The 24,764-nt window shown below is 45.2% G+C and carries 17 protein-coding genes; all 17 read right to left on the bottom strand.

Annotated features, from left to right (window positions below; genetic code table 11):
• Positions 1-3,264 (bottom strand): SIALI-17 repeat-containing surface protein (locus O3627_RS08520; RefSeq protein ID WP_371621344.1); only part of this gene is annotated, 3,264 nt, incomplete at its 3' end.
• A gap of 212 nt (positions 3,265-3,476) precedes the next feature.
• Positions 3,477-4,550 (bottom strand): hypothetical protein, encoded by a 1,074-nt coding sequence (locus O3627_RS08515; protein WP_343091878.1) that lies wholly within the window; start codon positions 4,548-4,550, stop codon positions 3,477-3,479.
• On the bottom strand, positions 4,537-7,020 hold the full coding sequence (locus O3627_RS08510; protein ID WP_343091877.1) for a phosphoenolpyruvate synthase: 2,484 nt from the start codon (positions 7,018-7,020) through the stop codon (positions 4,537-4,539). Before O3627_RS08510 ends, O3627_RS08515 begins: the two co-directional genes overlap by 14 nt.
• Positions 7,020-7,919, bottom strand: coding sequence for a UbiA family prenyltransferase (locus O3627_RS08505; RefSeq protein ID WP_002909900.1), 900 nt, complete (start codon positions 7,917-7,919; stop codon positions 7,020-7,022). Before O3627_RS08505 ends, O3627_RS08510 begins: the two co-directional genes overlap by 1 nt.
• Complete coding sequence (locus O3627_RS08500; RefSeq protein ID WP_268697658.1) at positions 7,904-8,776, bottom strand: phosphatidylserine decarboxylase; 873 nt, start codon at positions 8,774-8,776, stop codon at positions 7,904-7,906. The genes O3627_RS08505 and O3627_RS08500 overlap by 16 nt, the downstream gene beginning before the upstream one ends.
• Positions 8,769-9,401: a phosphatidylcholine/phosphatidylserine synthase gene (locus O3627_RS08495; protein ID WP_125351382.1), complete on the bottom strand. Its 633-nt coding sequence runs from the start codon at positions 9,399-9,401 to the stop codon at positions 8,769-8,771. Before O3627_RS08495 ends, O3627_RS08500 begins: the two co-directional genes overlap by 8 nt.
• The gene (locus O3627_RS08490) at positions 9,388-11,883 is read right to left on the bottom strand and encodes a PEP/pyruvate-binding domain-containing protein (protein ID WP_343091876.1); all 2,496 of its coding nucleotides are present in this window, start codon (positions 11,881-11,883) and stop codon (positions 9,388-9,390) included. Before O3627_RS08490 ends, O3627_RS08495 begins: the two co-directional genes overlap by 14 nt.
• Before the next feature lie 14 nt (positions 11,884-11,897).
• Complete coding sequence (locus tag O3627_RS08485; protein ID WP_343091875.1) at positions 11,898-12,488, bottom strand: CDP-archaeol synthase; 591 nt, start codon at positions 12,486-12,488, stop codon at positions 11,898-11,900.
• Positions 12,489-12,836: 348 nt separating this feature from the next.
• Complete coding sequence (gene galE, locus O3627_RS08480; protein ID WP_343091874.1) at positions 12,837-13,838, bottom strand: UDP-glucose 4-epimerase GalE; 1,002 nt, start codon at positions 13,836-13,838, stop codon at positions 12,837-12,839.
• Between the two features lie 45 nt (positions 13,839-13,883).
• Positions 13,884-15,365, bottom strand: coding sequence for a UDP-glucose--hexose-1-phosphate uridylyltransferase (galT, locus tag O3627_RS08475; RefSeq protein WP_343091873.1), 1,482 nt, complete (start codon positions 15,363-15,365; stop codon positions 13,884-13,886).
• 66 nt (positions 15,366-15,431) lie between these two features.
• On the bottom strand, positions 15,432-16,610 hold the full coding sequence (locus O3627_RS08470) for a galactokinase (protein ID WP_343091872.1): 1,179 nt from the start codon (positions 16,608-16,610) through the stop codon (positions 15,432-15,434).
• A gap of 176 nt (positions 16,611-16,786) precedes the next feature.
• Positions 16,787-17,923 (bottom strand): ABC transporter ATP-binding protein, encoded by a 1,137-nt coding sequence (locus tag O3627_RS08465; protein WP_002912291.1) that lies wholly within the window; start codon positions 17,921-17,923, stop codon positions 16,787-16,789.
• Between the two features lie 21 nt (positions 17,924-17,944).
• Entirely contained in the window at positions 17,945-19,390 is a 1,446-nt protein-coding gene (gene gtfA, locus O3627_RS08460) for a sucrose phosphorylase (RefSeq protein ID WP_002921495.1), read from the bottom strand.
• Between the two features lie 197 nt (positions 19,391-19,587).
• Positions 19,588-20,421, bottom strand: coding sequence for a carbohydrate ABC transporter permease (locus O3627_RS08455; protein ID WP_002912289.1), 834 nt, complete (start codon positions 20,419-20,421; stop codon positions 19,588-19,590).
• Positions 20,422-20,434: 13 nt separating this feature from the next.
• Positions 20,435-21,301, bottom strand: a complete 867-nt coding sequence (locus tag O3627_RS08450; RefSeq protein WP_343091871.1) for a sugar ABC transporter permease — start codon at positions 21,299-21,301, stop codon at positions 20,435-20,437.
• Positions 21,302-21,314: 13 nt separating this feature from the next.
• On the bottom strand, positions 21,315-22,574 hold the full coding sequence (locus O3627_RS08445; RefSeq protein WP_343091870.1) for an extracellular solute-binding protein: 1,260 nt from the start codon (positions 22,572-22,574) through the stop codon (positions 21,315-21,317).
• Between the two features lie 12 nt (positions 22,575-22,586).
• Positions 22,587-24,749, bottom strand: coding sequence for an alpha-galactosidase (locus O3627_RS08440; RefSeq protein WP_343091869.1), 2,163 nt, complete (start codon positions 24,747-24,749; stop codon positions 22,587-22,589).
• Between the last annotated feature and the right edge of the window lie 15 nt (positions 24,750-24,764).

Here is a 24,764-nt window from a genome sequence, read left to right as displayed (position 1 = left end):
TGCTTTCGGAGCTTCGTTCGGTACCATGGTTGGCTTAGCTGTACCAACTTTAACAATTTGTGTTACTGGAGCTAGAGTTTCCTCGTTAGAAAGCACTTGACGATCAATTTCTTGACCATTGGAGCTGTAAATACGAGTCTTAATCGTCCGCTCGCCTTGGACACCCGGAGTCGCAATTTGGCGAGCATCTCGAACAAGTTCGTCCGTTTCTTCTTCACGAATTGTGAAGTTAATTTTTTCAACTCTAGTTTCGTCTGTGAAAGTCAGTGGATACTCTGGCAAAGAATCTGCTTTTGGTGCATCACTCGGTACCATATTTGGCTTAGCAGTTCCGACTTTGACGACTTGCGTTACTGGAGCTAGAGTTTCTTCATTGGAAAGCTCTTGACGATCAATTTCTTGACCGTTGGAACTATAGACGCGGGTCTTGATAGTGCGTTCACCTTGAACTCCCGGAGTTGCGATTTGACGGGCTTCTCGAACAAGTTCGTCCGTTTCTTCTTCACGAATGGTGAAATTAATTTTCTCCACTCGGGTTTCGTCGGTGTAAGTCAGCGGGTACTCTGGTAAAGTATCTACTTTTGGTGCATTACCTGGTACCATGTGCGGCTTAGCCGTGCCAACTTTGACGACTTGCGTTACTGGAGCCAATGTTTCCTCGTTAGAAAGCTCTTGGCGTTCGATTTCTTGACCGTTAGAACTGTAGACACGGGTCTTAATCGTACGCTCACCTTGCACTCCCGGAGTTGCGATTTGACGGGCATCCTGTGGCAACTCATCGGTATATTGTTCCTCGATGTTGAAAGCAACTTTCTCTACTCGGGTTTCGTCCGTATAAGTCAGAGGATACTCTGGAAGAACTTCTGCTTTTGGCGCAGCGTTTGGGACCATGGTTGGCTTAGCCGTGCCAACTTTGACAACCTGCGTTACTGGAGCCAATGTTTCCTCATTGGACAACTCTTGGCGGTCAACTTCTTGACCGTTGGAACTGTAGACACGAGTCTTGATTGTTCGTTCACCCTGAACACCCGGTGTTGCGATTTGGCGGGCATCCTGTGGCAACTCATCAGTGTATTGTTCCAAAATATTGAAGGCTACTTTTTCAACACGCGTTTCGTCCGTGTAAGTTAATGGGTACTCTGGAAGAGCATCGGCTTTTGGTGCATCGTTCGGTACCATATTTGGTTTAGCCGTACCAACTTTGACAACTTGCGTCACTGGGGCTAGAGTTTCCTCATTCGATAACTCCTGACGGTCAACTTCTTGACCATTGGAACTGTAGACACGAGTCTTAATAGTTCGCTCACCCTCAACACCTGGAGTTGCAATTTGACGAGTACCTTGGACTAGCTCGTCAGTCTCTTCTTCACGAATAGTATAGTTAATTTTCTCTACTCGAGTTTCGTCCGTGTAAGTTAGCGGGTATTCTGATAGCTCTTCTACCTTTGGTGCGTCAGCCGGAATCAGACTTGACTTACTTGTACCGACCTTAATAATTTGAGTAACTGCTGCAAGAATTTCTTCATCCGATAAAACTTGGCGGTCAACTTCTTGGCCATTCGAGCTATAGATACGAGTGGTAATAGCCCGCTCACCCTGTACACCTGGTGTGGCAATTTGGCGACTGCCTTCTGGAATCTCATCAGTATACTGTTCTTCGACGGAAAAATCGATCTTTTCTCTTCTGGTTTCATCCGTCGCAGTCAGCTCTAATTTTGGGGCTTGATGCACTGGTGCGTCATCTGGTACGGTACCATAAATTGTTAGTTCTGGAGATTCTTGTACGGGAGCAGTATCCGGTGCAGTGCCATAAGACGTCAATTCTGGGACTTCTTGAATCGGTGCGGTATCTGGTGTTGTGCCATAGGTCGTCAATTCCGGAACTTCTTGCACTGGAGCGGTGTCTGGTGCAGTGCCATAAGTCGTTGACTCAGGCACTTCTTGAACCGGTGCAGTATCGGGCGTTGTGCCATAAGTCGTCAATTCGGGAACTTCTTGCACGGGTGCTTCATCTGGTGAGGTACCATAAGTTGTTAGCTCTGGAACTTCTTGCACTGGCGCTGTATCGGGCGTCGTTCCATAAGTCGTCAATTCGGGAACTTCATTTACGGGTGCGGTATCTGGTGCAGTGCCATAGCTGGTAAGCTCTGGGACTTCTTGCACTGGTGCTTCTTTTGGTACAGATTTGACTGCAGCAGTTCCAACCAACACAATTTCCGAAACTGGCTCTGCAGTTACCTGGTCTGAAACGACTTCGCTTTTTACAATCTCTTTACCTACAATATAATTGCGAGTGACGACAGTACGTGTACCAGCGACACCTGCACGAATGACCTGAGATTGCCCCTCTGCGAGTTCATTTGAATATTGGTATTCTGTTTGATAAGGCAGGACTTGGGTCTGGCTGCTTTCTTGGCTCTTGAATTCCAGTTCTGGTACTTCAGTGACTGGAGAAAGCCGAGCGAATTCACGTTCTTTGGCAGCAATAATCTCTTTTTCTTGCTCGGTCAATTTCTCTGTTTCAGTAGATACCGGCTTGTTGGCAGTACCCGGATTCCCAGAAAGACTAGCAGATTTGCCCGCCTGCTGATCGACTTCAACAGCTGACAAATCCTTTTGTGCCGTAGGAAGCTGATGACTTCCTGCTGCGTTCTCCTTGCTCTGTTCACCGCTTTTCAGATAGCCAACATATTCGAAACCAGCAATCTCTAAAGGCTCCGGCAGCTTATCTCCCACTGTCAAATTCAGCCTTTGATTATAGGCGGCTAATTCAATATTGGTCACTGCAAATACAGAAGGAGCTAGGAGAATAGAGCCTAGACCCGTCACCAGTATAATGGAAGATAGGTATCGCTTACCATTTCTACCTCGTGAAATTACTAAGACTGCTAAAGTCAGTCCTGCAGCTGCAAAAGTTGCTTCCCACAGACTTGAGTAGCCCGTCTTTGGCAAACTTTTTGCCGAAAGCCCCTGGGTCTTTGGACGGTAAACCAGATAATAAGCATCAGAGTTTTCTTCCACAAACTTTGGAAGCTCCTTAACAACTGCATTCTTCTCAGCTTCAGTCAGTTCAGACTCTACTACGTAGTGATACTTAACTGGAACGGTTTTGCCGGCTGAGACTTCTGCAGCCTCAACCGTGCTTATATTTCCCCCTATGGCGGTACTCAAAAAGAAGCTTCCGATAGTGGCGGAAACCAATCCTACTGATAACTTTCTAAAAGAATAACGCTGGAGCGTATCGCCAGTGATTCTTTTTTCCATAATAATTCCCTTTTCTCCATATAATAATCTCTTAAAATTTTACAGAATTTCCTACAAAAATTCAATGCTTTTGCTTAAAAATATATCTTTGAAAGCTGAAATCATCATGTTTTTGAACAACCTGAAAATAGTGTTCATTTTTAACTAAAAAAATAAAAAAACAAATCTTCGGTTAGAAAATTTGCTTTTTAAAATGTGATTTACTTTGTTAGTCAGGAGTTCAAATTCAACTCAAAGAGACCATACTCATGCTTGTCTCCTTGCAATTCCGCTGCATAGTGGCGCGTGACAGTTTTTTGATGAATCAAGGCCCCAATAGCTGAAGCTTGTCTCTTCTGCGCTTCTTTAAAAATCGGATAGGCCAAGGCAGAGCCCAACCCCAAGAATTGCTCATCTACTCCTAGATACATAATTGTATAACGTTTGGGAAAACGCTTGGTCCAAAAAAGCTTGGCTATATTAAGAGGAGTCAGTTTTTGATAAACCAGAGAACCATAGTCCGGCATGGCAATCAGAAAACCAGCTAGCTTGCCCTCCTTATAGGCCAGCTTAACCATAGAAAAATCAAGAATGTACTGGTATTTCTGAAAAATCTGACTGAACTGCTGACTAGAAATTGACCGATAAATCGGAAAATCTTGATAGAGGCGATTGAGGAGCTCAAAAACCTGCAGCGAAGCTTCTTCCCAGTCTTTCTTTTTGGGAGAGCAAATGGTGAAACCCGCTTCTTCAAAAGACTCAAAGCGATGAGCTAGCTTGTCCTGATGAGTTTGATTGCTGACCTTGGGATAAAAATTGGATAGATAGCGCTCCTTGAGCTCAAAACCAGCATCCTGCCACAGCTGAGGATAATAGTCTGGATTATGAGGTTCTCCAGTAAAAGGAAGCTCCTCTGTTCCAGTCAGCTGCATTCGATAGCCCAGCCAAAAACTTGCCTGTACGGGGCCGATTATCTTAATCGCTCCGAGACTGCGAGCAAAACCTGCTAAATGCTTGATAAAAACAGATGCAATCTGTTGGTCATTAATCGACTCGAAAAATCCCAAGTAAGCAGCCGCATCACCTGGATAGAAGGTCAGGATCCCTCGAATACAAGTCCGACTGTCCTCATAGCCAATAAAGGCATAGGTTTCTAAGTCAGGACTCAGCGGGTGACTGCCTTCAATCAAAGCCAGCTCTTCCTCTTCCGACTGCATGAGGTGGTCTGGTTGGTAAATCTGCTTGGGCAGGGCTAGAAAATCGTCCAGCTCTACAGTATTAGGTTTGACTGGTTTAATTTCCAGCATGGTCTTCCTCCTTGATCAGTCGAATCTTGCCAGTAAGGCCATCCATCTCAATCCAATCACCGTTTTGCAGCTGGCTGCAGGCACCTCTGACATTGACAATTGAAGGAATACCTAACTCGCGGGAAATAATGGCCGTGTGCGAGAGCAAAGACCCCTGCTCGGCAATGACACCCTTGGCTTGGGTCAGAAGATAAACCCAGCCCGGATCGGTCATCTTGGTCACGATAATCCGGTCCTGAGCAGACTCAATCTCCTGCACATCTTCCACGACCAAAACCTGAGCCTTAACGCAGCCAGGTGAGCAGCCAATCCCTTGTAAAGCTTGATTGCCCGTATTATGACTGCTGGTACGGTTTTGCGGTTTCAGGTATTTCTCAAAGACTTGTCCAGCAAAAACATAGCGACTAAAGGTTGGCAGTTCCTTATCAGCCTCCAATTTCTCTCGACGCTCGGCTATCAAGTCGCTAACATCTCTGGGCTTTCTGGTCAGCTCAAACAATTCTTCCTTTGTCAGGTAAAAAACATCGTCAGGCGTAGCCAGCAGCCCTTGCTCGGCTAATTGCTGCCCAAGCGTTCGGAAAATCTGCCGCATCATGCCGTAGATTCGTGTGCGGTTTAAGCGAGAGCTCTCCCGATATTTAACACCAGTCATGGCTCGCTTGCGAAGAAAATTCGTCCACCAGTCTGATTTTTGCTCAGCTTCTTCAAGTTTCTGAGGGGCCAACTTCTTCTCCTCTTGTTGGCACATTTGCAGCAGGAGCTTGAGCAGACGCTCTGGGTGCGTTCGAAAGGTTGGAGTTTCTAATTTCAACTCTTCCGGAGCCCGATCACCAAATTCATGGATAAAATGGGTAATTTTTTGGACCAAAGGGTGCTGACGACTTAGAAAGACTGCTGGACTTTCACTTGCCATGGCCTGTCTAATCTCTGCATTTTCTTCTGCTTTCAGCTGAGCTGTTAAAGCCTGCAGAGCCAAAGCCGGCCGCATACTTTCAATCTGCTCAATTCCTGCAATCTCAGCCTGAACAGCCCCGCCGCGACGCGACTTCTTCAGGAGTCCGGTATAGACAAAAGCATAAAGATCATTGACTAGCGTAATGTCCCAGTGAGCCAGAATATCCTCTTTTAGCTTACTGACCAAGGCAATCAAGGTCTCCGCATCTGCGTCGGGAGAAAAGCTCGCTTCGTATTCGCGCTGAATCTGGGCAAACTGCTCTTCCGATTGCCGCATTTGCTTGGGTGCTGTCCAAAACTCTCGGATGATACGGAGCATGATTTGCAGGCGTTTGAAAGCAGACAGATGCACCGGCATCTGAGGTACCTCTGTCTCTCGAACGCCCAGCATATCCTGCCAGATAGGAATGATTTTCTTCGAAAAAGGCAGAAGCTGCAAGAGCTGATACCAGCTCTGAATCTGGTAATAAACCCGGCTGTTGACCGGCTGCAGCATATTTTGAAAGATGGCTTCATAGGCAGCCAACTCAGGGGCATCCTTGCCAACCAAGCGTTGAGCCAGACTTCGGAAAATGCTGGCATAAGCCTCTTGAATAAAACTAATGGTCAAAGGACTGGAAACGCCCGGATAGCTCTCGACAATGTTGCTGTTATCCAGAATAATCTGCTGTCCCTCTGGCAAGGTGGTAATAGGTCGTGCCTGCAAGAGATAGAGTTGGCCATTGGCGAAGGTAAACTCCATATCCATATAAGGTCCGAAAAGCTGACTCACCTGACTAGCTAAAGATTGTAGCTCCTTGAGTTGTTCCTGTGATACGTCTGGTGAGTCCTCCGTCTGTTCTGTATAAAAGAGCTGGTCCTTGGGATGAAGCGTCACCATTGTCGTAGGAATCTTATCCTCGACAACCTTATTGCCCAATCCCCGACCGATGACAATGATGTGCTCGTTCAGAATGCCCTTGGGATTAGCTGTGAAGTAAATCCCAGACAGTTCTCCCTCCTGCATGACCTGAACAAGGCAAATCATCTGTGCCTGCTTCAACGATAGGCCTTGCTCAAATAGATAACTAAGAGCTGACTCCTGATAAAGAGAGAGCAAGGTCGCTTGGACGGCTTCTTTAAGCCCCTCTGGCTTCACATTGAGCTGGCTCTCAAACTGACCGGCAAAGGATGAAGCCTTCCCATCCTCAATGGTTGCTGATGAGCGAACTGCAAAGCGACAGTCTTTCTGAGAAAACTCCTTCCGGATCCAGTTTTCTGCCGCTGTCAGATCTTCTTGCGCAAACTGCTCTTTAGCCCAGTCCTGGAGCTGCTGACTGAGTTGGGACAAGTCCAACTCTCCAGACCGATAAGCTTCTTCCATCCGCTCCAAGTCAGCAGAGCTGGCAGATTCTTGAAAAAAGTCAAAAGCAAACACTGCAAAGTCAGGAATCGGCAAACCAGCAGCCTGCATTTTCAGTAAATGATAGGCCTTGCCTCCGACCTGGTCAAGCCCTGTCTGCTTGATTCTTTTCATCAAAGTACCCCCATCAAGAGATAAACAGCAACGGACAGAACCATGGTCGTCTCCGTGATATAGGTATAGCGCTCCACCCGCTCACGTATATTAAAGCGAGTCGGATCCTTGATAAACTGCTCAAACTGGACGGTCATCCAGATGACATTCAGCACCAAGACCACCACTCCGACATGGGAAATATTCCAGAGAAGGGCGAAATTTGTCAAGATATCCAGCAGAGTCACCACCTCGATAAAACGAGTGGCTTTTTTGTAACCAAAAAGCTTAGAATAGGTCACATACTCTGTCTCGTCTTTTGGCGCCCGAATCTTGCGGCAGACTTCCCAGATCAGACTTGGGAAATACATGGTAAAGGCCAGCAAGACGGTCGGGAGGGACAAGAGAGGCAGATTATACTTGTAACAGACAAAAGAGATAGTATAGAGATTCAAAATCATCATGACCGGATTATGGGTTACTAGAGCTAGTGGCAGTGAATTTTGAATCTTGTCACGCTTGAAAAACCAGAAGGACATGAGAGTTCCGTAGATATAGAGAAAGAGGAACCAGCCGATATTGTTCATAAAGAGGATATTGAGAATCACAGACACAGCTACGATAAAGCTGAGGGCAATAGCCAGGTCCTTCTTTTTCACTCGGCCAGATGGCAGAGCTCGATGAGGAAAGAGCCGCCTGTCGGTCTCGTAGTCCTTGAAATCATCCGCAATCCGCAGAATCATCAGAAAGACGAAAATGGTAAAAATTCCGATCAACTCCTGATGGTCAAAGCGAAAGGTGGTTACTCCGTCATTGAGCAGAAGGACAAAATAAATCTCAAAAAACATGATGGCAGCCACAAAAAAGCGCGGCAGCAGAGGAAACATTTCCTTATAATAAACAGCTAATCGTTTAAACATAGCTTTTCTCCAATCTTTTCACCCATTTGAATCTGGGTTTCTATTCCGAGGTCTGAGTAAGTCAGGATATCCTGATCCAAGCGAATCGTGCCTGCTGGATAGAGGATAAGAATGGTTGAGCCGCCCAGACCAAAGCAGCCCTTCTCCTGTCCTCTGACCAAATGGTCCTGACTGTGATTGTATATTCTTCCGACCAAGAGAGCCCCTACTTCCATCTGCAGGACAGGTCCTAGGTCGGTATCTAAAAGACAGTATTCTCTTTTATTTTCCTTGTAAATCAAGCGCCGTTTCTGGGCTACCTGCCTGACCGTATGCAGGCGGCCTTTGATTTTTCGTCTTCGGGTAATTCTGCCGGATTCAGCAGCCAGATAGCGGTGCAGGTCTTCCACTCCCAAACGATAGACAAGCGCTGTTCCGCCACTGAACAACTGAGCCAATTCTTCATCCAGCAGTAAGTCAGCAAGACTGTACGTCTGCCCCTTAATCATCAGCTGCAAGTCCTGACTGATGGTAAAAGCCTCTAGCTTGGCATCTGCCACTGCCAGTACTTGACTGTCAGGACAGACCGGACGCAGAGCGGGCTTGATTCTCCGCTGGAAAAAAGCCGCGAAGCTAGAATAGGGGCCATCTTCATAGTCATCCAGATTCAGCTGATAATTTTCTACAAAAGCTGCAATTTTCTTACGAGAAAAAGAAGTGTAGTCTTTCAAAGTCAGAAGATAAGACAGGCTAGGTCGGGTCAAGATAGGCAATAGGAAGCGCCCCCAAGCAGTACCATAAAGCTTGTCTAACAGACTCGCCTTGTATTCTGTCGGTTCAACTACTTGGCCAGTCTTTCTTTGATAGACCTTAACCATGCGGGAGAACCCCCAGACCAATCAAGCTAGCAACAGCTAAAATCGCAAAGACCAGATAGGCCAGCTTATTTGGCTTGGGAATTCGGCAGTTGTAGACAAATAAGAAGGTCAGCAAAAGAGACAAGCCCAGCCACACCCAGGCAAAGAGGCCAGGCGCCAGCCATTGACAGACCAGATAGGTCAATGGGAAAAATAGGGCGCTGTAAGTCACGGGCAAGCCGATAAAATAAGGGCCAGATCCTTCATCATGCTTGGCCAAGCGGTTAAAATGCGCCAAGCGCGTGACCGCAGCCAAGACATAGAGGACAGCCAAGATGATATTGGCCGCTCCCAAGGGCAGCTGGGTCATGAGGAGCACCGCCGGAAGAGCCGCAAAGTTAATCATGTCGCAGAGCGAATCAATCTCAATGCCAAAGCGCTTCTGACTTTCAGTCCGCTTCATCCGTCGCGCCACGACACCGTCAAAGAGATCACAAATACCGCTAACGATAAAAGCCATCATGGCTAGCCGCAGCTGGGACTGAATGACGGCATAGACTGCCAACAGTGCAAAAGCAGCGCCCATATAGGTCAGGATAACAGATTTGTCGTATTCACCGATAAACAAAGGTTCATTCTTCTTCATGAATTCTTATTTCCCCTCTTCTTCCATCTAAAGTAACCAACATGCCAGTTTTTAGCAGCTGAGTTGCATTCTTAGCGCAGACCAGAGCTGGAATCCCGCATTCCCGAGCGACAATGGAGGCATGGCAGAGAACTCCACCGTACTCTGTCACAAGACCGCCTAGAATACCGAAAACATAGCTCCAACCCGTATCTGTATAGCGAGTGACAAGAATTTCTCCCGGTTCAATCGTCTCAATATCAGCCAAATCCAAGAGAACTCGAACCCGACCGGTTACCTGACCGCTGCTGGCTGGCATCCCCGTCAGCAGGGTCCGACTGTCACGAGTCACCTCTTTCAAGCTCATCTCTTTGTCGGTCAAATCACCCACTGGCTCAAAATTCCTATAAGCCTGGCAATAATGCTGATTATCAGCTGCTTCTTCTTGAAGCTGTTCTGCAGTCTTTTGCCCTTCCATAAAGGCAGTCAGACTTTCTTTCTTAAGGTAAAAAATATCTTGAGAATCTTTCAGAAAGCCTTGCTTTTCGTAGGCCTGGCCGAGTTTGAGACTAATCTGACGAATGAGGTGGTAATAGCGCGTGGAAATATCCTTGAACTCCTCTCGCCACCAGAGCAAGTTCCGCAAGTCTTGACTGATTTTTTCTATCTTTTTCTGCTTAGCTCGAGATAGATGGGCAAGATCAAGTTCAGACTCTGAGACAGGACTAAGCGAAGCTTTGGCCGCCTGGTAGTAAGCTGAATCAGCAACCAACTGCTGAACCGCTGTCAGAACCTGATGAGCATCTTCTTCGTAGCTTGGCACTCGCAAGTCCAGCTCCCGAGCCGAGTGATAGCCAAAGTCCTTTTGGAAATCCTGAATCTTGATGAAATCTGCTCGCTCAGGATATCGTGCAGCCAGTTCCTGCAACTCTTCCACCGATAACTTCAGCCAGTCGTCTATCAGCTTCTCGTCTGCCAAAATAAGATCCGCAGCTTCCAGCATTCGAGCTAAAGGCTTGGTATGCGAAACATTTCCTAACTTAGCTATCAGTTGGAAAAATTCGTCGACCGTCAGCCATTTGAGCAGACTGGTCTTTTTCATGGACAGCTGGACCGTATTGATGTAGGCCTGCCAAAAATAAGTTCCCTCACTGTCTAAATAAGCCTGATTTAGCACTAACTGCCAAAGACTCTCGACCTGCTGCAGCGGGCTTTGGTCATTCAGTTCTCGTATTTCTTGATTCAAGCGGTTAAATTGCTGGCGCAGCTCTTGCAGCTTGTCTGGCGCCTGATGCAGAAAAGTCTTAGTTACTTTTTGCGTTTTCAAGGCTACCCGCAGGAAATTCAAGAGCAAGGCTGGACTTAATTTGCTGGTAAAACCTTGACCTTGGTAGTCTTTATTGACTCCCAGCTCATCATCAAAGTCTCGCTCAATATAACCCGGAATCTGCTCCATACCTTGCTTGACCACGCCTAAGTTCCAGAAGGGTCGGGCATAATGCAGGCGCATCAGCGGCGGCATCACTCCTTCAGGCTCTAAGCCAATTGCCAGCAAAAAACTGGAGAGTGCCTCTTGCCAAGAATGGCGGTAAAGGCTCCACATCAGATTTGGACAGGGCTGGGCCGCCACGCCACCATCCCGAAAATTCGCCGTCGTCCAGCGGCCACTGTCGATTTTAGTTGGTACTGTCGTGATGGGCCGAGCCTGCAGCAAATAGACTTGCTCTTGGACAGCACACCACTCAATATCCATCGGCCGACCAAAATACGCTACAATCTCCAATACCAGTTCATGCAGCTTCTGCAAGACTGCCAGAGGCATTTCAACTTTTTCAAACTGGCTCCAGTCCGGCTTGTACCAAGCAAGAGTCAGCTGCTCAGGATTAATTTGACCGTTAACCAAGCTCTCAGCCGAGCCTTTTACATACTCAAGCAGCATAGACTGGTCCTGATTAGTCGCCACATCTAGAGAAAAGCAGACACCGCTGAAGTCAGGCTCTATCTGCTCCTGAATCAGCACTGCCATAGCAAAATCCTGCTCAGGCAAACCCTGGCGCTGCCAGTAGGCCAAAGCTTCTGGATTAAAGAGGGAAAGCAGACAAGAACGAATGCCCTGCTCAATTTCTGACAGTGTCCGGCAATTGCCAATCGAGTCATATTGGCCAGCGAATGACATGGCCTGTCCGTCTTCTAAGATGGCACTACTGCGAACAATATAAGCTTGATTTTCCTGACAAAAGTCTGCTAACTGCTGTAGCCAAGCTGGATCCAAGGGATACTGCTGCAAACGCTCCGCGATTTCCTCCTTGCCCAGTTTGATTAACTCTTTAAGTCCCTCTTTTGAGTATTCTGGCAGAGCCGCTCTTAGCCAAGCCATTACTTGGTCCGCCGGCAAAATCAAAGCCTTAGGAACCGAAAGCCCCAGCTGACAAAGGTTGATTAACTGATTGATTTTACCGCCATAGACGACCGAAGGCTCTTTTTCCAGCCATAGTTCTTTCATCAAAAACTCCCATCTCACATACGATTTTTTCTAAGCTTAGCCCAGTAGAGCAGACGATTGACTCCCAGATGCGTACCCGCCCCTAGGATTAGAATGCCCAGCATCTGCTGCCAGGACAGAGGGATATAGAAAAGTAAGAAAATAATACAGCCAATCAAGGAATCAATCTGGTCTATCCAGATAAAGGTCCATTTCCAGCCATTTTCCGCCGTCTTGCCCTCTCTGATTTCCAAACGGCGCTTGATAAAGCTATTGGGCAGCTCAAACAAAACATAAGCCAGCCCCAAAAGAGCCCCTAGCACCAGATTAAAGAGCACGGCATTTTCGTAGAAGGCATAGACCAAGTGTAGCTTCTCTAGGCTAGGAATGCTCTTCAAGAACAATCCCCAAAGGATCTGCGCCAAAGCTCCCCAGACAATCATGCCAAAGAAACCTTTCCAGGTCTTGTTAGCCCCAAAAAGCCTCCTCCCATCCTTTAAAATCAGCCCAGCATCCATTGGTTGATAAGCCGCCTCTAGCAGTGAAGACTTGCAAAAGATCATATTCAGAACTCCAGCCAGAATGACCGGCATCAGGGTGATATATAAGGCAAGAATCGAACGCATACTTATTTCCTATTCTTTTTATGAAAATCTGCTTGAAAAGATTAAGAGACTTCTCAAACTTTTATGGCTTCATTATATCATAAGTCTCTAAAGCCCTTACACAACAAACTGTCAACAACTGTCACATCTGATCGTAGTACAAAAATTCGTTATTCTAAAATGTTGCTTCCCGTCGCATCTGTAACTACCTGATTTTTTAAGACATACTAAGAGTTAGTAGCAACTAAACAAGATTTCAGATAATATGTCAATCAATCTTCTTTTTATTATAAAATGCTTTTAAAAATTTGTAAAGAAGGGTTTTATAATTCAAAGTAAAAAACCAGCTTTTCTAGCTGGTTTGTCAGTTTATCTTCTGTCATCATAGCCATTTGGATGACTGGAGTGCCATTTCCAAGCAGTTTCGATAATGGTTTCGATATTGTCAAATTTCGGCTGCCAACCCAGAACATTTCTTGCCTTCTCAGAGGAAGCAATCAGCGTATCCGGATCCCCTGGGCGCCGCTCTGCTATTTCCAAAGGAATAGGATGTCCGGTCACCTTTCGGGCCGCTTCTACAATCTGCAGGTTGGAAAAACCAGTCGAAGAACCAAGGTTAAAGGCATCTGAAGGATTTCCAGCACGCAGATGCTCAACAGCCAGAATATGGGCGTCAGCCAAGTCGAAAGGATGGACATAATCGCGAACATTGGTGCCGTCTGGAGTGTCATAGTCGTCGCCAAAGACGGCAATCTTCTCACGTTTGCCCTGAGCCACTTGAAGCACAATGGGCAAGAGATGAGTTTCAGGTCCGTGGTCCTCGCCAATAGAGCCGTCGGGCTTGGCACCGGCCACATTGAAATAACGCAGAGCTACAAACTTGATCCCATAGGCCCGGTCTGCCCAGCGCATAATGGTCTCCATCATAAGTTTGCTCTCACCATAAGGATTGATAGGCTTTTGCGGAGTCGTTTCCAGAATCGGCACTTCCTCGGGAATGCCATAAGTCGCAGCAGTTGAAGAAAAGACAATGTTTTTAACGCCGCATTCCTGCATGACCTCCAAAAGTGAAACCATACCGGCTGTGTTATTGTCAAAATACTTGAGCGGATCTAACATGGACTCTGCGACCAGTGAAAAGGCAGCAAAGTGAATGACTGCATCGATAGATGGATGTTTGGCAAATACACTACGCATAAAATCCTTATCAGCTAAATCGCCCTCATAAAAGACAGCTTGCGGATGGACAGCTGCGCGATGGCCAGTCACCAAATTATCGACAACGACTACTTCTTCCTTGCCAGCTGTTATCAAACGGTCAACCATGTGTGATCCGATATAGCCAGCACCACCTAATACTAAAATTGCCATAAAACTTCCTTTCCCAGTTAGACTTGTCTCATTATAACACATTTCCTAAGGCAGGATGCCAACGGATTGGACAAAGCGCATGAAAGCAGTCTGCCCCTCCTCAGTTCGCTTGTAAACTCCAGCATCTTCCAGTACTCGGCTGAAAATTTGTCCAACCGAGGCCTGAACTACTCCTTCCACCGTCTCATCGGTAACATCTGGATTCTGGTCTTTGAGTTGATTGGCCCACTCCTGATGATAGGCAGCGACCTGACAGTCTTCTCCCAGCAGAAACAGTTCCACCTGCTTGAGTTCTTCCTTGAGTCGAGGCGGCAGAATAGCTAGTCCCATCACCTCAATCAGGCCGATATTTTCTTTCTTAATATGCTGCACATCCCTATGAGGATGGTAAATGCCATCCGGATGTTCTGGGGAAGTTTGATTATCCCGCAAGACCAAGTCTAGCTCAAAACATCTATCTTTTCTGCGGGCAATCGGTGTGATAGTGTGATGTGACTCACCCTCAGACTCTGCCAAAATCTGCACACTCGGGTCAGAATAGGTCCGCCAAGCTTGCAAGATCTTGTCAGCCAACTCAATCAACAATTGCTTTTTCTCAGACCTTAGACGAATGACGGACATAGGCCACTTGACAATACCTGCTTCCACCTCTTCAAACCTGCTAAAAGTAAAGCTGCAATCCAGCTCTGCTATTTCCATAGGGAAGGTGTGACGTCCGCCCTGATAGTGGTCGTGAGTCAGGATAGAGCCGCCGACAATAGGCAGGTCGGCATTTGAGCCAGCAAAATAGCCCGGAAAGGTCTCAACAATGTCCAGCAGGCGCTCAAAGGTCAGCCGGCTAATCGCCATAGGAAGGTGCTGACTGTGCAGAAATATGCAATGTTCATTAAAGTAGGCATAGGGGGAATACTGAAACCCCCACTCCTGACTAGCCAAGTCAAATCGAATAATCCGATGATTGGCGCGAGCTGGATGGTCCAAGCGGCCTTGGTATCCTTCATTTTCCATGCAAAGCTGGCAGGCTGGATAATTGCTGTTCTTAGCCTTTTTAGCTGCCGCAATCTCCTTGGGATCCTTTTCTGGCTTAGAGAGATTGATGGTAATTTCCAAATCTCCATATTCAGTCGGTGCTTTGAAAGCAATGTTTTTAGCAATGGCCTTAACCTTGATATAGTCATTCTTTTGACTAAGCTGGTAAAAATCAGCCACAGCTTGCTCGGGACTTGAAGCATAGGTCGTCCAGAAGTCCTGATTGATCCGACTAGGGGCTGGTGTAATCAAGTCCATGAGCTCAGCTCCCAGTATATCCTGCTCAGTCAGAGTATCACCAATCTTCCCATTCTCCACAGCCACAGCTACCAAGTCATCCTTAAGGTCAATTAGCTGCTCAGCCTCGGTCTCCTGCTCTGCCACTGCCTCTCCAACCAGAGCCATGACACGATTGTTCAGATAGATGGTGTCCATTTCCTCAAAAGTGCTATTGTCAATCACTGCAGATACAAAAGCATCCAGTAACTTCTTGGACATAGATTTTCCTTTCTCTTGCTAGTAAAGGGCCGGCATTCCTGTCAGCCCAAGTTTCTTTTCTGTGAATTAGTCCAGCACTCGGCTTCCGCCAGCTACTTCTGCAATGTAAAAGCTAGGGGCATAGCCGACAACTTCTTGATACTTGCGGCCGACATTTTCTTTGAAAAATTCCACCGCATCCTTAGCAACTAAAGCAATGGCGCAGCCACCGAAGCCTGCTCCAGTCATACGAGCCCCCAGAACACCTTCTTGCTCCCAGGCCGTGTGAACCAAGGTGTCCAGCTCTAGACCAGTCACTTCATAGTCATGCTCTAAAGAAACATGGGACGCATTCATGAGACGGCCGAATTTGTCAAGATCGCCTGCCTGCAAAGCTGCCCGCGCTTGCAAAGTGCGTTGATTTTCTAAAACAGCATGGCGAGCCCGTTTGAGACGATTTTCGTCCTCTATCAGATAGCTATACTCATCAAAGGCCCACTCGTCCAACTCACCCAAGGTAGCGATAGACAGCTTGCGATTGAGCTCTTCAACAGCTTTTTCGCACTCCACCCGACGCTCATTGTATTTAGAGTCAGCTAACTCACGACGCTTGTTGGTATTCATAATCACTACGACATTATCCTTAAGATCAAGCGGTACCAAATCATACTCAAGAGTATTTGTATCTAAGTAAATAGCCCGCTGGTCAGCGCCCATTCCGATAGCAAACTGGTCCATAATGCCAGAATTAACCCCGATAAACTCATTTTCAGTTAATTTACCGATTTTCACTAGGTCCAAACGTTCCAACTGCAAAGCAAAGAGTTTCTCAGCAATGACACCCGTCAAAAGCTCTAGCGATGCAGAAGATGATAAGCCAGAACCATTTGGAATATTTCCATAAACATAGACATCCATACCTCGGTCAATTGTATGGCCTGCCTCCTGCAGAAAATGCAGAACTCCTTTCGGATAGTTGGTCCAGTTATGCTCAGGCTCAAAGTGCAGGTTTTCCAGCGACACTTCAATAATCCCTTTTTCTTCAAAATTCCCTGAGAAGAATCTCAAGAGCTGATCGTCCCGCTTGCGAGCCGCTCCATAAGTTCCTAGAGAAATCGCAGCAGGAAAAACATGGCCGCCGTTATAGTCCGTATGCTCACCAATCAGATTGATCCGACCGGGTGAAAAGAAAGTGTGGTCCGCTTCTACTCCAAAAACCTTGGCAAAATCTGCGCGGACTTGCTCCGCTGAAATTAGGTTTGACATAAGCTAAACTCCTTTAAAATGAATAATCGATATTGTAATCGTTTTCTTGGTTTTATTATAACTGTTTCCGAGTAAAACTTCAATAAATTTAGTAAAATTTTACTAATTTTATAGATAGATTTTTTGTAAAAATCCAAACAGTAATCTGTCTGGATTATTTTATAAGGAGCAATAGATTAGAAAATATTGTCTTCCGTCTCAGCATCAAAGTAATGCGCCTTGTTTAGGTCGAAGCCAAGTTTAATACTGCTTCCGGTATTCATATGATCACGTGCATCAACTTTGGCAACAAACTCACTGCCACCAACCGTACAGTAGAGGTGAGACTCCGCTCCAAGCAACTCAGAAACAGAAATCTTCGCAGTTAGAACCGACTCAGGGAAGGTTTCCAGAAAGGCTGGTTCCATGTTGATATCTTCAGGACGAATACCAAAAATCAACTTATTGCCTTCATAGCCCTTCTCCCGCAACCTCTTAAGATTGCCCTCTGGGACTTGGAGACTGAAGTCTCTGTTTGGTCCGACAAGACGGCCATCTTCCAGTGTCACTTCAAAGAAGTTCATAGCTGGGCTGCCAATGAAGCCGGCCACAAACTTATTTGCCGGATGTTTATAGACTTCCTGCGGCGTACCAATCTGCTCCACTCGACCAATCGTACCAGTTCCAGCAGGATTCTTGGTCGCTGACATGATAACGATCCGATCCGCCAAGGTCATAGCTTCAGTCTGGTCGTGGGTAACGTAAATAGTTGTTGCCCCGATACGGCGGTGAATCTTAGCAATCTCCGCCCGCATAGAAACACGCAGCTTCGCATCCAAGTTAGACAGAGGCTCATCCATAAGGAAAACCTTTGCATCCCGAACAATAGCGCGTCCCATTGCTACCCGCTGACGCTGACCGCCAGACAAATCAGCTGGTTTGCGTTGCAAGAATTCCTTCAAGCCTAGGATTTCTGCTGCTTCATTGACCCGTTTTTCAATATCTTCCTTGCTGTACTTGCGCAGCTTGAGACCAAAAGCCATGTTGTCGTAGACAGTCATGTGAGGATAAAGGGCATAGTTCTGGAAGACCATGGCGATGTCGCGGTCTTTGGGCGCTACATCATTGACCACCGTACCGTCAATAGAGGCAGTTCCTTCTGTGATGTCCTCCAAACCCGCAATCATACGCAGCGTAGTTGATTTTCCGCAACCGGACGGACCGACAAAGACGATAAATTCCTTGTCCTTGATATCTAAATTGAAGTCTTCCACTGAGTAGTGGTCGCTGTTGGGATATTTTTTATAGATGTTTTTCAGATTTAATTCTACCATTATTCTTCTCTTTTCTTATCTCTATTCAAAAGTGATAGCTTGGCCATTTTCACTCGCGCTATATGTCAATTCTTTGAGGTTGATAACTACTTGAGCAGTGACTGACTTATCTGCATTGCTACGGACAATCCGGAGGCTATTTTCATCCAATAGATTCACTTCAATAATGCCATCTAGGTCAAAGGCAGCAGACTGGTTGCGGTAACTGAAAAGCTTGAGCAAGGCTTGCACAACTGGACGCTTGACTTCTTCAGCAATCTCCTCATTACTGTAATAATGACGGTTGATATTGCGGCCTTCCTTAGTGTTTTCTAGCAGCTCAAGGTCATTTTTCCCAGCTAAGAAACCAACATAATAGACCTGTGGAATCCCTGGAGCAAAAGCCTGAATCAGACGGCTAATGAAGTACTTCTTGTCGTCATCGCCCAAGGCTGAGTAGTAAGTCGAGTTAATCTGGTAAATGTCCAGATTATTGTACTCAGCTGAGGAATACTTACGCTTGACATTAGCCCCAACCTTATATAGTTCATTGGTTGCAAAATCAATTTCTTCATCAGTCAAAATATCCTTAACATCAACAACCCCAATACCATCGTGGGTGTCCAGTGTTGTGAATTGCTTCATAGGACTCATTTCAAGCCACTCAACTAGACGCTCTGCTTTACCACTGTATAGAGAATAAAGAGTTACCATCGGTAGCGCAAAATCATAGACAAAGTAGCCATGCTCTGCAATCTTGAACTGGATAGAATAATGCTCATGAATTTCTGGTAAAATATCCGTCCCAAACTCAGCCGCTTGCTGCTGGACTTTTTCTAAGAGATCCCAGATTTCTGGCTCAACAAAGAAATCATTGGTATCTAACTTTTTGACTGCATAGGCAAATGCATCTAAACGAATCAGATCACAGCCATGCTCTGACAGTTGACGCAATGTTTTCTTGATGAAATCATTAGTCACCTGACTGCGAACATCTAGATCAATCTGCTCTTCACCAAAGGTGTTCCACAGATACTCGGTGCTTCCATCTGCAAAGACGATTTCCTGCTTAGGCGCCCGATCCTTACGCTTATAAATCAAGTCAACATCAGCTTGCGTTGGACGATTTTCTGGCCAAAACTTATCCCAGCTGAGAAAGAGGTCACGATACTCACTCTGATCCTTCTTTTCCTGAAAATCCTTATAATACTTGGACTGGCGTGAGATATGGTTGATCATAAAGTCAAACATGAGATAATATTTCTCGCCCAGCTTTTCTACATCCTCCCAGTCACCAAAGGCTGAATCAACCTCTTCATAGTCTACTGGAGCGAATCCCCGGTCACCAGTTGATGGGAAGAAAGGGAGCAAATGCACTCCTCCAACAGCATCGCCAAAATGCTTTTCTAAATTGTCATATAAATCTTTTAAATTCTCCCCCAGGCTGTCTGAGTAAGTAATCAGCATGGTCTTATTTTGAATAGCCATAGTCTTCTCCTCTAAAATCTTGTCTTATATACTCTTTCCCGTGCGCTGAATGGAAAACGCCCTAAGCTCTGTATGAAAAAGCTGAAGCTTCTTTTTCCAATTCCCTATTTTTCCACAGGCGTTACAAATTCAATAGTTTACGGATGTGGTTGCCTTTGTATGCACTGTGAGCTTTTTACGGTCTTTGTATCTTGAGCTTACTTCACTGCCCCATTGCTCATTCCAGCAATAATGTTGCGCTGGAAGATGAGATAAACGATAGTAATGGTGATAATCCCAACAACATAAGAAGCAAAGCTCGGTCCATAATCATTAAAGTATTGACCTGTGTAGTTATATTGGAAGAGTGGCAGAGTCCACATCTTGGAGTCTTTATTGAGTACCAAGAGAGGAAGCATGAAGTCATTCCAGAACCAGAGGGCATTGATAATCATGGTTGTCGCATGCATGGGTTTCATCATAGGAAAGATAATCTTAAAATAAGTTGTAAACTTTCCAGCACCGTCAATTTCTGCTGCCTCATCCAGACTGTCCGGAATGGAAATCTTAATGTAGCCTACATAGAGAAAGAGAGTCTGTGGAACAGCGTAAGCCAGATAGAGGATAATTAATCCCCAAGTGTTGGCTAGTCCTAGCTTACTCATCATAACTGTAATAGGAATCATGATAACTTGAAAAGGAACAAAAATCCCTAAAATCAAAAGCGTATACATAATACCAAAAGCTTTTCTCTTAGACATATTACGAGCGATAGAGTAAGCAGCCATGGGAATAAAAATCATGACAACAGCCAAAGATAGAACCGTGATTACAATTGAATTCCAATAGTAGCCTCCGATACCATCAGCCAAAAGGCGTTGGAAATTTTCTAAAGTCGGTTGAGTCGGAAATCCGAAAAAATTATTAACGATGTCTTTGGTAGACTTAAAGGAACTGAATATCGTTGCTAAGAGTGGAATTAAAATGATAATAGATCCCAGTGTTAGCAAGATATATTTACTAAAATTAGCTTTTCTTTCTGCATTTTTCATCGGGCTTCTCCTCTTAGATTTCAAATTTCTTAGATACTCTCAACTGGATAATAGAAATAACCGCAATCAAGAGAAACAAGATAACAGCAATGGCATTGGCATAACCAAATTGATTGCTCTTAAAAGCATAGTTGTATACCAGAAGTCCTAGAGAGGTGGTCGCATTATTCGGACCGCCGCCTGTCATGGCAAAGACCTGGTCAAATGCTGTCAAACCACCTTTTAGAGCCAAGATAAAGACCATGGAAACGCTTGGTAGGAGATAAGGAAGTTCCACCTTCCAAAAAATTTGTTTGCTGCTAGCTCCATCAATTCGAGCTGCTTCTGTAATCTCAGTCGGGATAGACTGAAGACCAGCTAGGAAGATGATAATAGGCATGGCTACCCCTTGCCAAAGCAAGACGAAGATTGCTGCAAAGATTGCACCGCCATTCGTTCCTAGAAGACTGGTTTTAAGAAATTCAATTCCTAAGGAATTCCCTAAAGCTGGCAATCCGTAGTTGAAAAGTTGCTTAAAGATAAGAGCCACGGTCAATCCAGATAGAACAGCGGGGAAGAAAAACCAAGCTCGAAAGAAAGTCTTTCCCTTTATCTTCGAGTTGAGAGCTCGCGCAATCCAGATTCCCAGCATAATCTCACCAATCACCATACAAATAGTAATGATCAATGTAAAGCCTATCGCGTTCATAAACTTAGGATCGCTCATGAGAAGCATAAAGTTATTAAGTCCGACAAACTTATAATTATAGGTCAAACCAGTCCAGTTTGTCAGGCTGTAGAAGGCACCTTGAAACATGGGCACATAGAAGAATACAGCCTGTAGTACAAGGGGAACAAGGACAAAGAGCCAGCCCCAATATTTCTCAATCAATTTTTTCATAGTAGATCTACTCCTACTCTACGTCTGCTTTCATCGGATTGAAGAAGGCATTTAGTGCTTTCGCCATATCCTCTTTGTCTCCAGTTGTAATATAATTCCCAGTCAAGGTATAAAAATCACTTTCACTGGTCCAGTCTTGGGCTAGCCAAACGAGGTGTCGGTCTGTAAATGCTAGTTCAGCAAGACCGGCTAGCGGTGCATCTGAACCTGCTTCCTTGACACCTTCAATAGCTGTTGGTGAGCCGTCCACATCATAATATTTCTGCATAACTTCTGGACGTGACATATATTCAACAAAAGCATTGGCTTCTTTCTTGTGTTTACTACTTGACGAGATAGACCAAGCTAGGTCTCCTGCTCCAATGGTCAAGCTTTGTCCTTTTTGCTTTCCAGGGAAAGGGAAAGTTCCAACATTAAACTTAGGATCTTGCGCATTGATTGCTGTGATAGCCCAAGAGCCATTTGGAGTCATCAGGGCATCGCCTCTAGCGAAGGCACCAACAACATCAGTATAGCCTGCTCCCTGCCAGTTGGTTTGCATGGCACCTTTTTTGCGGAATAAATCTAACAGCCTGAAATCATCTTTAAGCACTGAATCTGAAGACTTGATGGCATTTGGCTTGGAAAAACGTAGGTAATCATTCGCTTCCTTACCGCCACCTGTTGCAGTGGCAAGAGCTAACTGATGATAACCATTCAAGGTCCAAGTATCTGCTCCTGCAATGGCAAAAGGTGTTTCCCCTTTTGCTATAATCGTATCAACTAATTCTTCAAATTCCTCCCAAGTCTCTGGAACTTTCAATCCCAGTTCTTTAAATTTATCTTTGTTGTAATAGATACCATAAGCATTAGCAGTATAAGGAATATTGTAAATTTTCCCGTCAATCGCATATTTATCTGCATAATGATTCTTAACTCGCTTGAGATAATCTTTATTAGATAAATCTTCAAAGTACCCAGCTTTAGCCCATTCTTGGAATTCAATAGACTGTGGAAAGATATTGACAACATCTGGGATATCTCCAGCCAGAACGCGCGTTTTGAGTACTTCCCCAGCGTTAGGGACGTTCACCACTTTCACATGCACATTCGGATTTTCTTTTTCAAAGTCTTTTGCAATCTCACGAAGGGTATCAACCATTTCGCCCTTCTGATTGAAATACTCAATCGTTACCTTACCATCTGTTGACTCACCTTGGCTGCTGCAAGCTGACAGCCCCAAAAGGGACAGTCCTGTAATAGCAGCTAAGCTCATCTTTTTATACCATTTCATGGTCTAGCCTCCTTATTTTTTAATAAAATGCAACTGTCTGCTAAGATAATCTCCTTGCGGAAGATTCATAGTGATACCAGCATACATGAGTTCTGCACCTGAGTAAACTGCGCCATTTCCCTGCAGCTCATAAAGCCCTTCTTCCTCTAAGTCTTTTAGTTTCAAGGTTGTTTCCATCGTTTCCACAACTGATAAGACTCGGACGTAGGTTACAATCGTTTGATCTTCATAGTTAAATTGAACTGCTGCTTCATTGGAGCCAACATCTGGATTGATTAGCCTATACTGACGCCCTAGCTGGACCACTGGCCGTAATTCTTTATACAACTTCACCTGGTCAGCAATCGCAGCTTTCTCTTCATCTGATAGACTAGTCAAATCAAGCTCATACCCCAGATTTCCCATCATAGCTACATGACCCCGAGTTGCCAGCGGAGTAATTCGTCCCATCTGATGATTAGGCACTGCCGACACATGGGCACCCATTGAAATAGTCGGATAAAGATAAGAAGACCCATATTGGATTGGCAAACGAGCTATGGCATCGGTATTGTCACTAGCCCAAACTTGAGGGAAATACCGCATCATACCAAGATCATTTCGTCCACCACCACCTGAGCAGGACTCAAATAAAATATTCTCATATTTCTCTGTCAAATATTTTACAATTTCATAAAGCCCCAAGATATACTTATGCGACTGCATTTTGGTCGCCAGATAGTTAGTGCCATTCCCAAGATTGGTAATATTACGATTCATATCCCATTTTATGTAGTCAATATCGTGCTGACTCAACAGCTGATCCAGTGTTTCTTTGATATAGGCTACCACATCTGGATTAGCATAATCCAATACGAGTTGATTGCGAGAGTAGGTATGATCCCGATCAGGCGCTTGAATAGCCCAGTCTGGATGTGCCCGATAAAGCTGACTGTCTACGGAAATCATTTCTGGCTCAACCCATAAACCAAATTGCAATCCTCTGCTATGAACTTCTGATATGAGCTCCGTCAAACTGCCGCCTAGCTTATCTTCATTGACAAACCAGTCGCCCAGAGCCCGATTGTCATCAAAACGGTTGCCAAACCAGCCATCATCGAGAACAAAGAGCTCAATACCAACTTTCTGCGCCTCATCTGCTAACTCTAGCAACTTCTCTTTTTTGAAATCAAAGTAAGTTGCTTCCCAGTTATTGATTAAAATTGGCCGCTCTCGCTTCGCAAATGCTTTAGGAATGATATGCTCTTGAACAAAAGCTTGGCTCTCATGACTAAGACCAGTCAAACCCTGAGCCGAATAATTCAACAGAGCAACAGGACTATAGAAAGTCTGCCTCGCTTCCAGTTTCCAAGCAAAGTTATCTTCATTGATACCGATACCTAGCCGAACTTCATTCAACTGATTTTGCTGAATCCAAGCTTCAAAGTTTCCGCTATAAAGGAGCTGAATTGCCCAAACTTGACCAGCCTCTTCCGTCGTTTCACTATCACAAAGGATAAGGCTTGGAGTCTGCGCGTGACCAGAAGCTCCTCGGTTGGAAGCCATTTTGAAAATTCCCTGTTCTAGCTTGTGACGACGAACTGTTTTCTCCCTAGCATAAGCTCCCTGTAAACTAATCACATCATAAGTACCTGCCGGCAAATCTGCCATTAAGCTCAAGTTCTTCTGTATGACTGCTGTCTCTCTACCGATATTTTCCAGCTTAGTAAAGGTTGCAATAGTATTGCTATCTTCAAAAGCTGTGTAATAGAGAGTGAGGCGTAAGTGAGCTACTGTATCCTCTAAAATAAAGGCCAGTGTTTCTGCATCTTCTGTACTGTGAGGGCTAGGCAGTCCTGGAACTTCCAAACCTCCCTTAATCAGCTGACTCTCAACAAACCGAAAATCTGTTACTTCATTATTAGCATGTTGGACTTGCAGAGAAGGTTGCCGAAAGTCTCCTAAACCATGCTGACCCAAGACCTGCCGCTGAGTATCTAAGCTAAAACTCCTCTCATTCGACTTCGGATTACCAGAAAATGCATGATCTCGCTCAAATACTGTATTGGAAAAATGATAGGATTCGATTTTTCTGCCTAAGTGTTTAAGTAAAAGATAGCCATCCCTTTCCTCAATGATAAGACTGGAATTTTTTGTATTAATGTAGAATAGATGTTTGTCTATTTTGATAGCCATTTCTGAACCTCCATA

Source organism: Streptococcus sp. 27098_8_82 (assembly GCF_041431615.1).
GTDB classification, from domain to species: Bacteria; Bacillota; Bacilli; order Lactobacillales; family Streptococcaceae; genus Streptococcus; species Streptococcus sanguinis_K.
The sequence above is the reverse complement of the archived record's forward strand: the minus strand, read 5'-3'. Positions and strand labels throughout refer to the sequence as shown.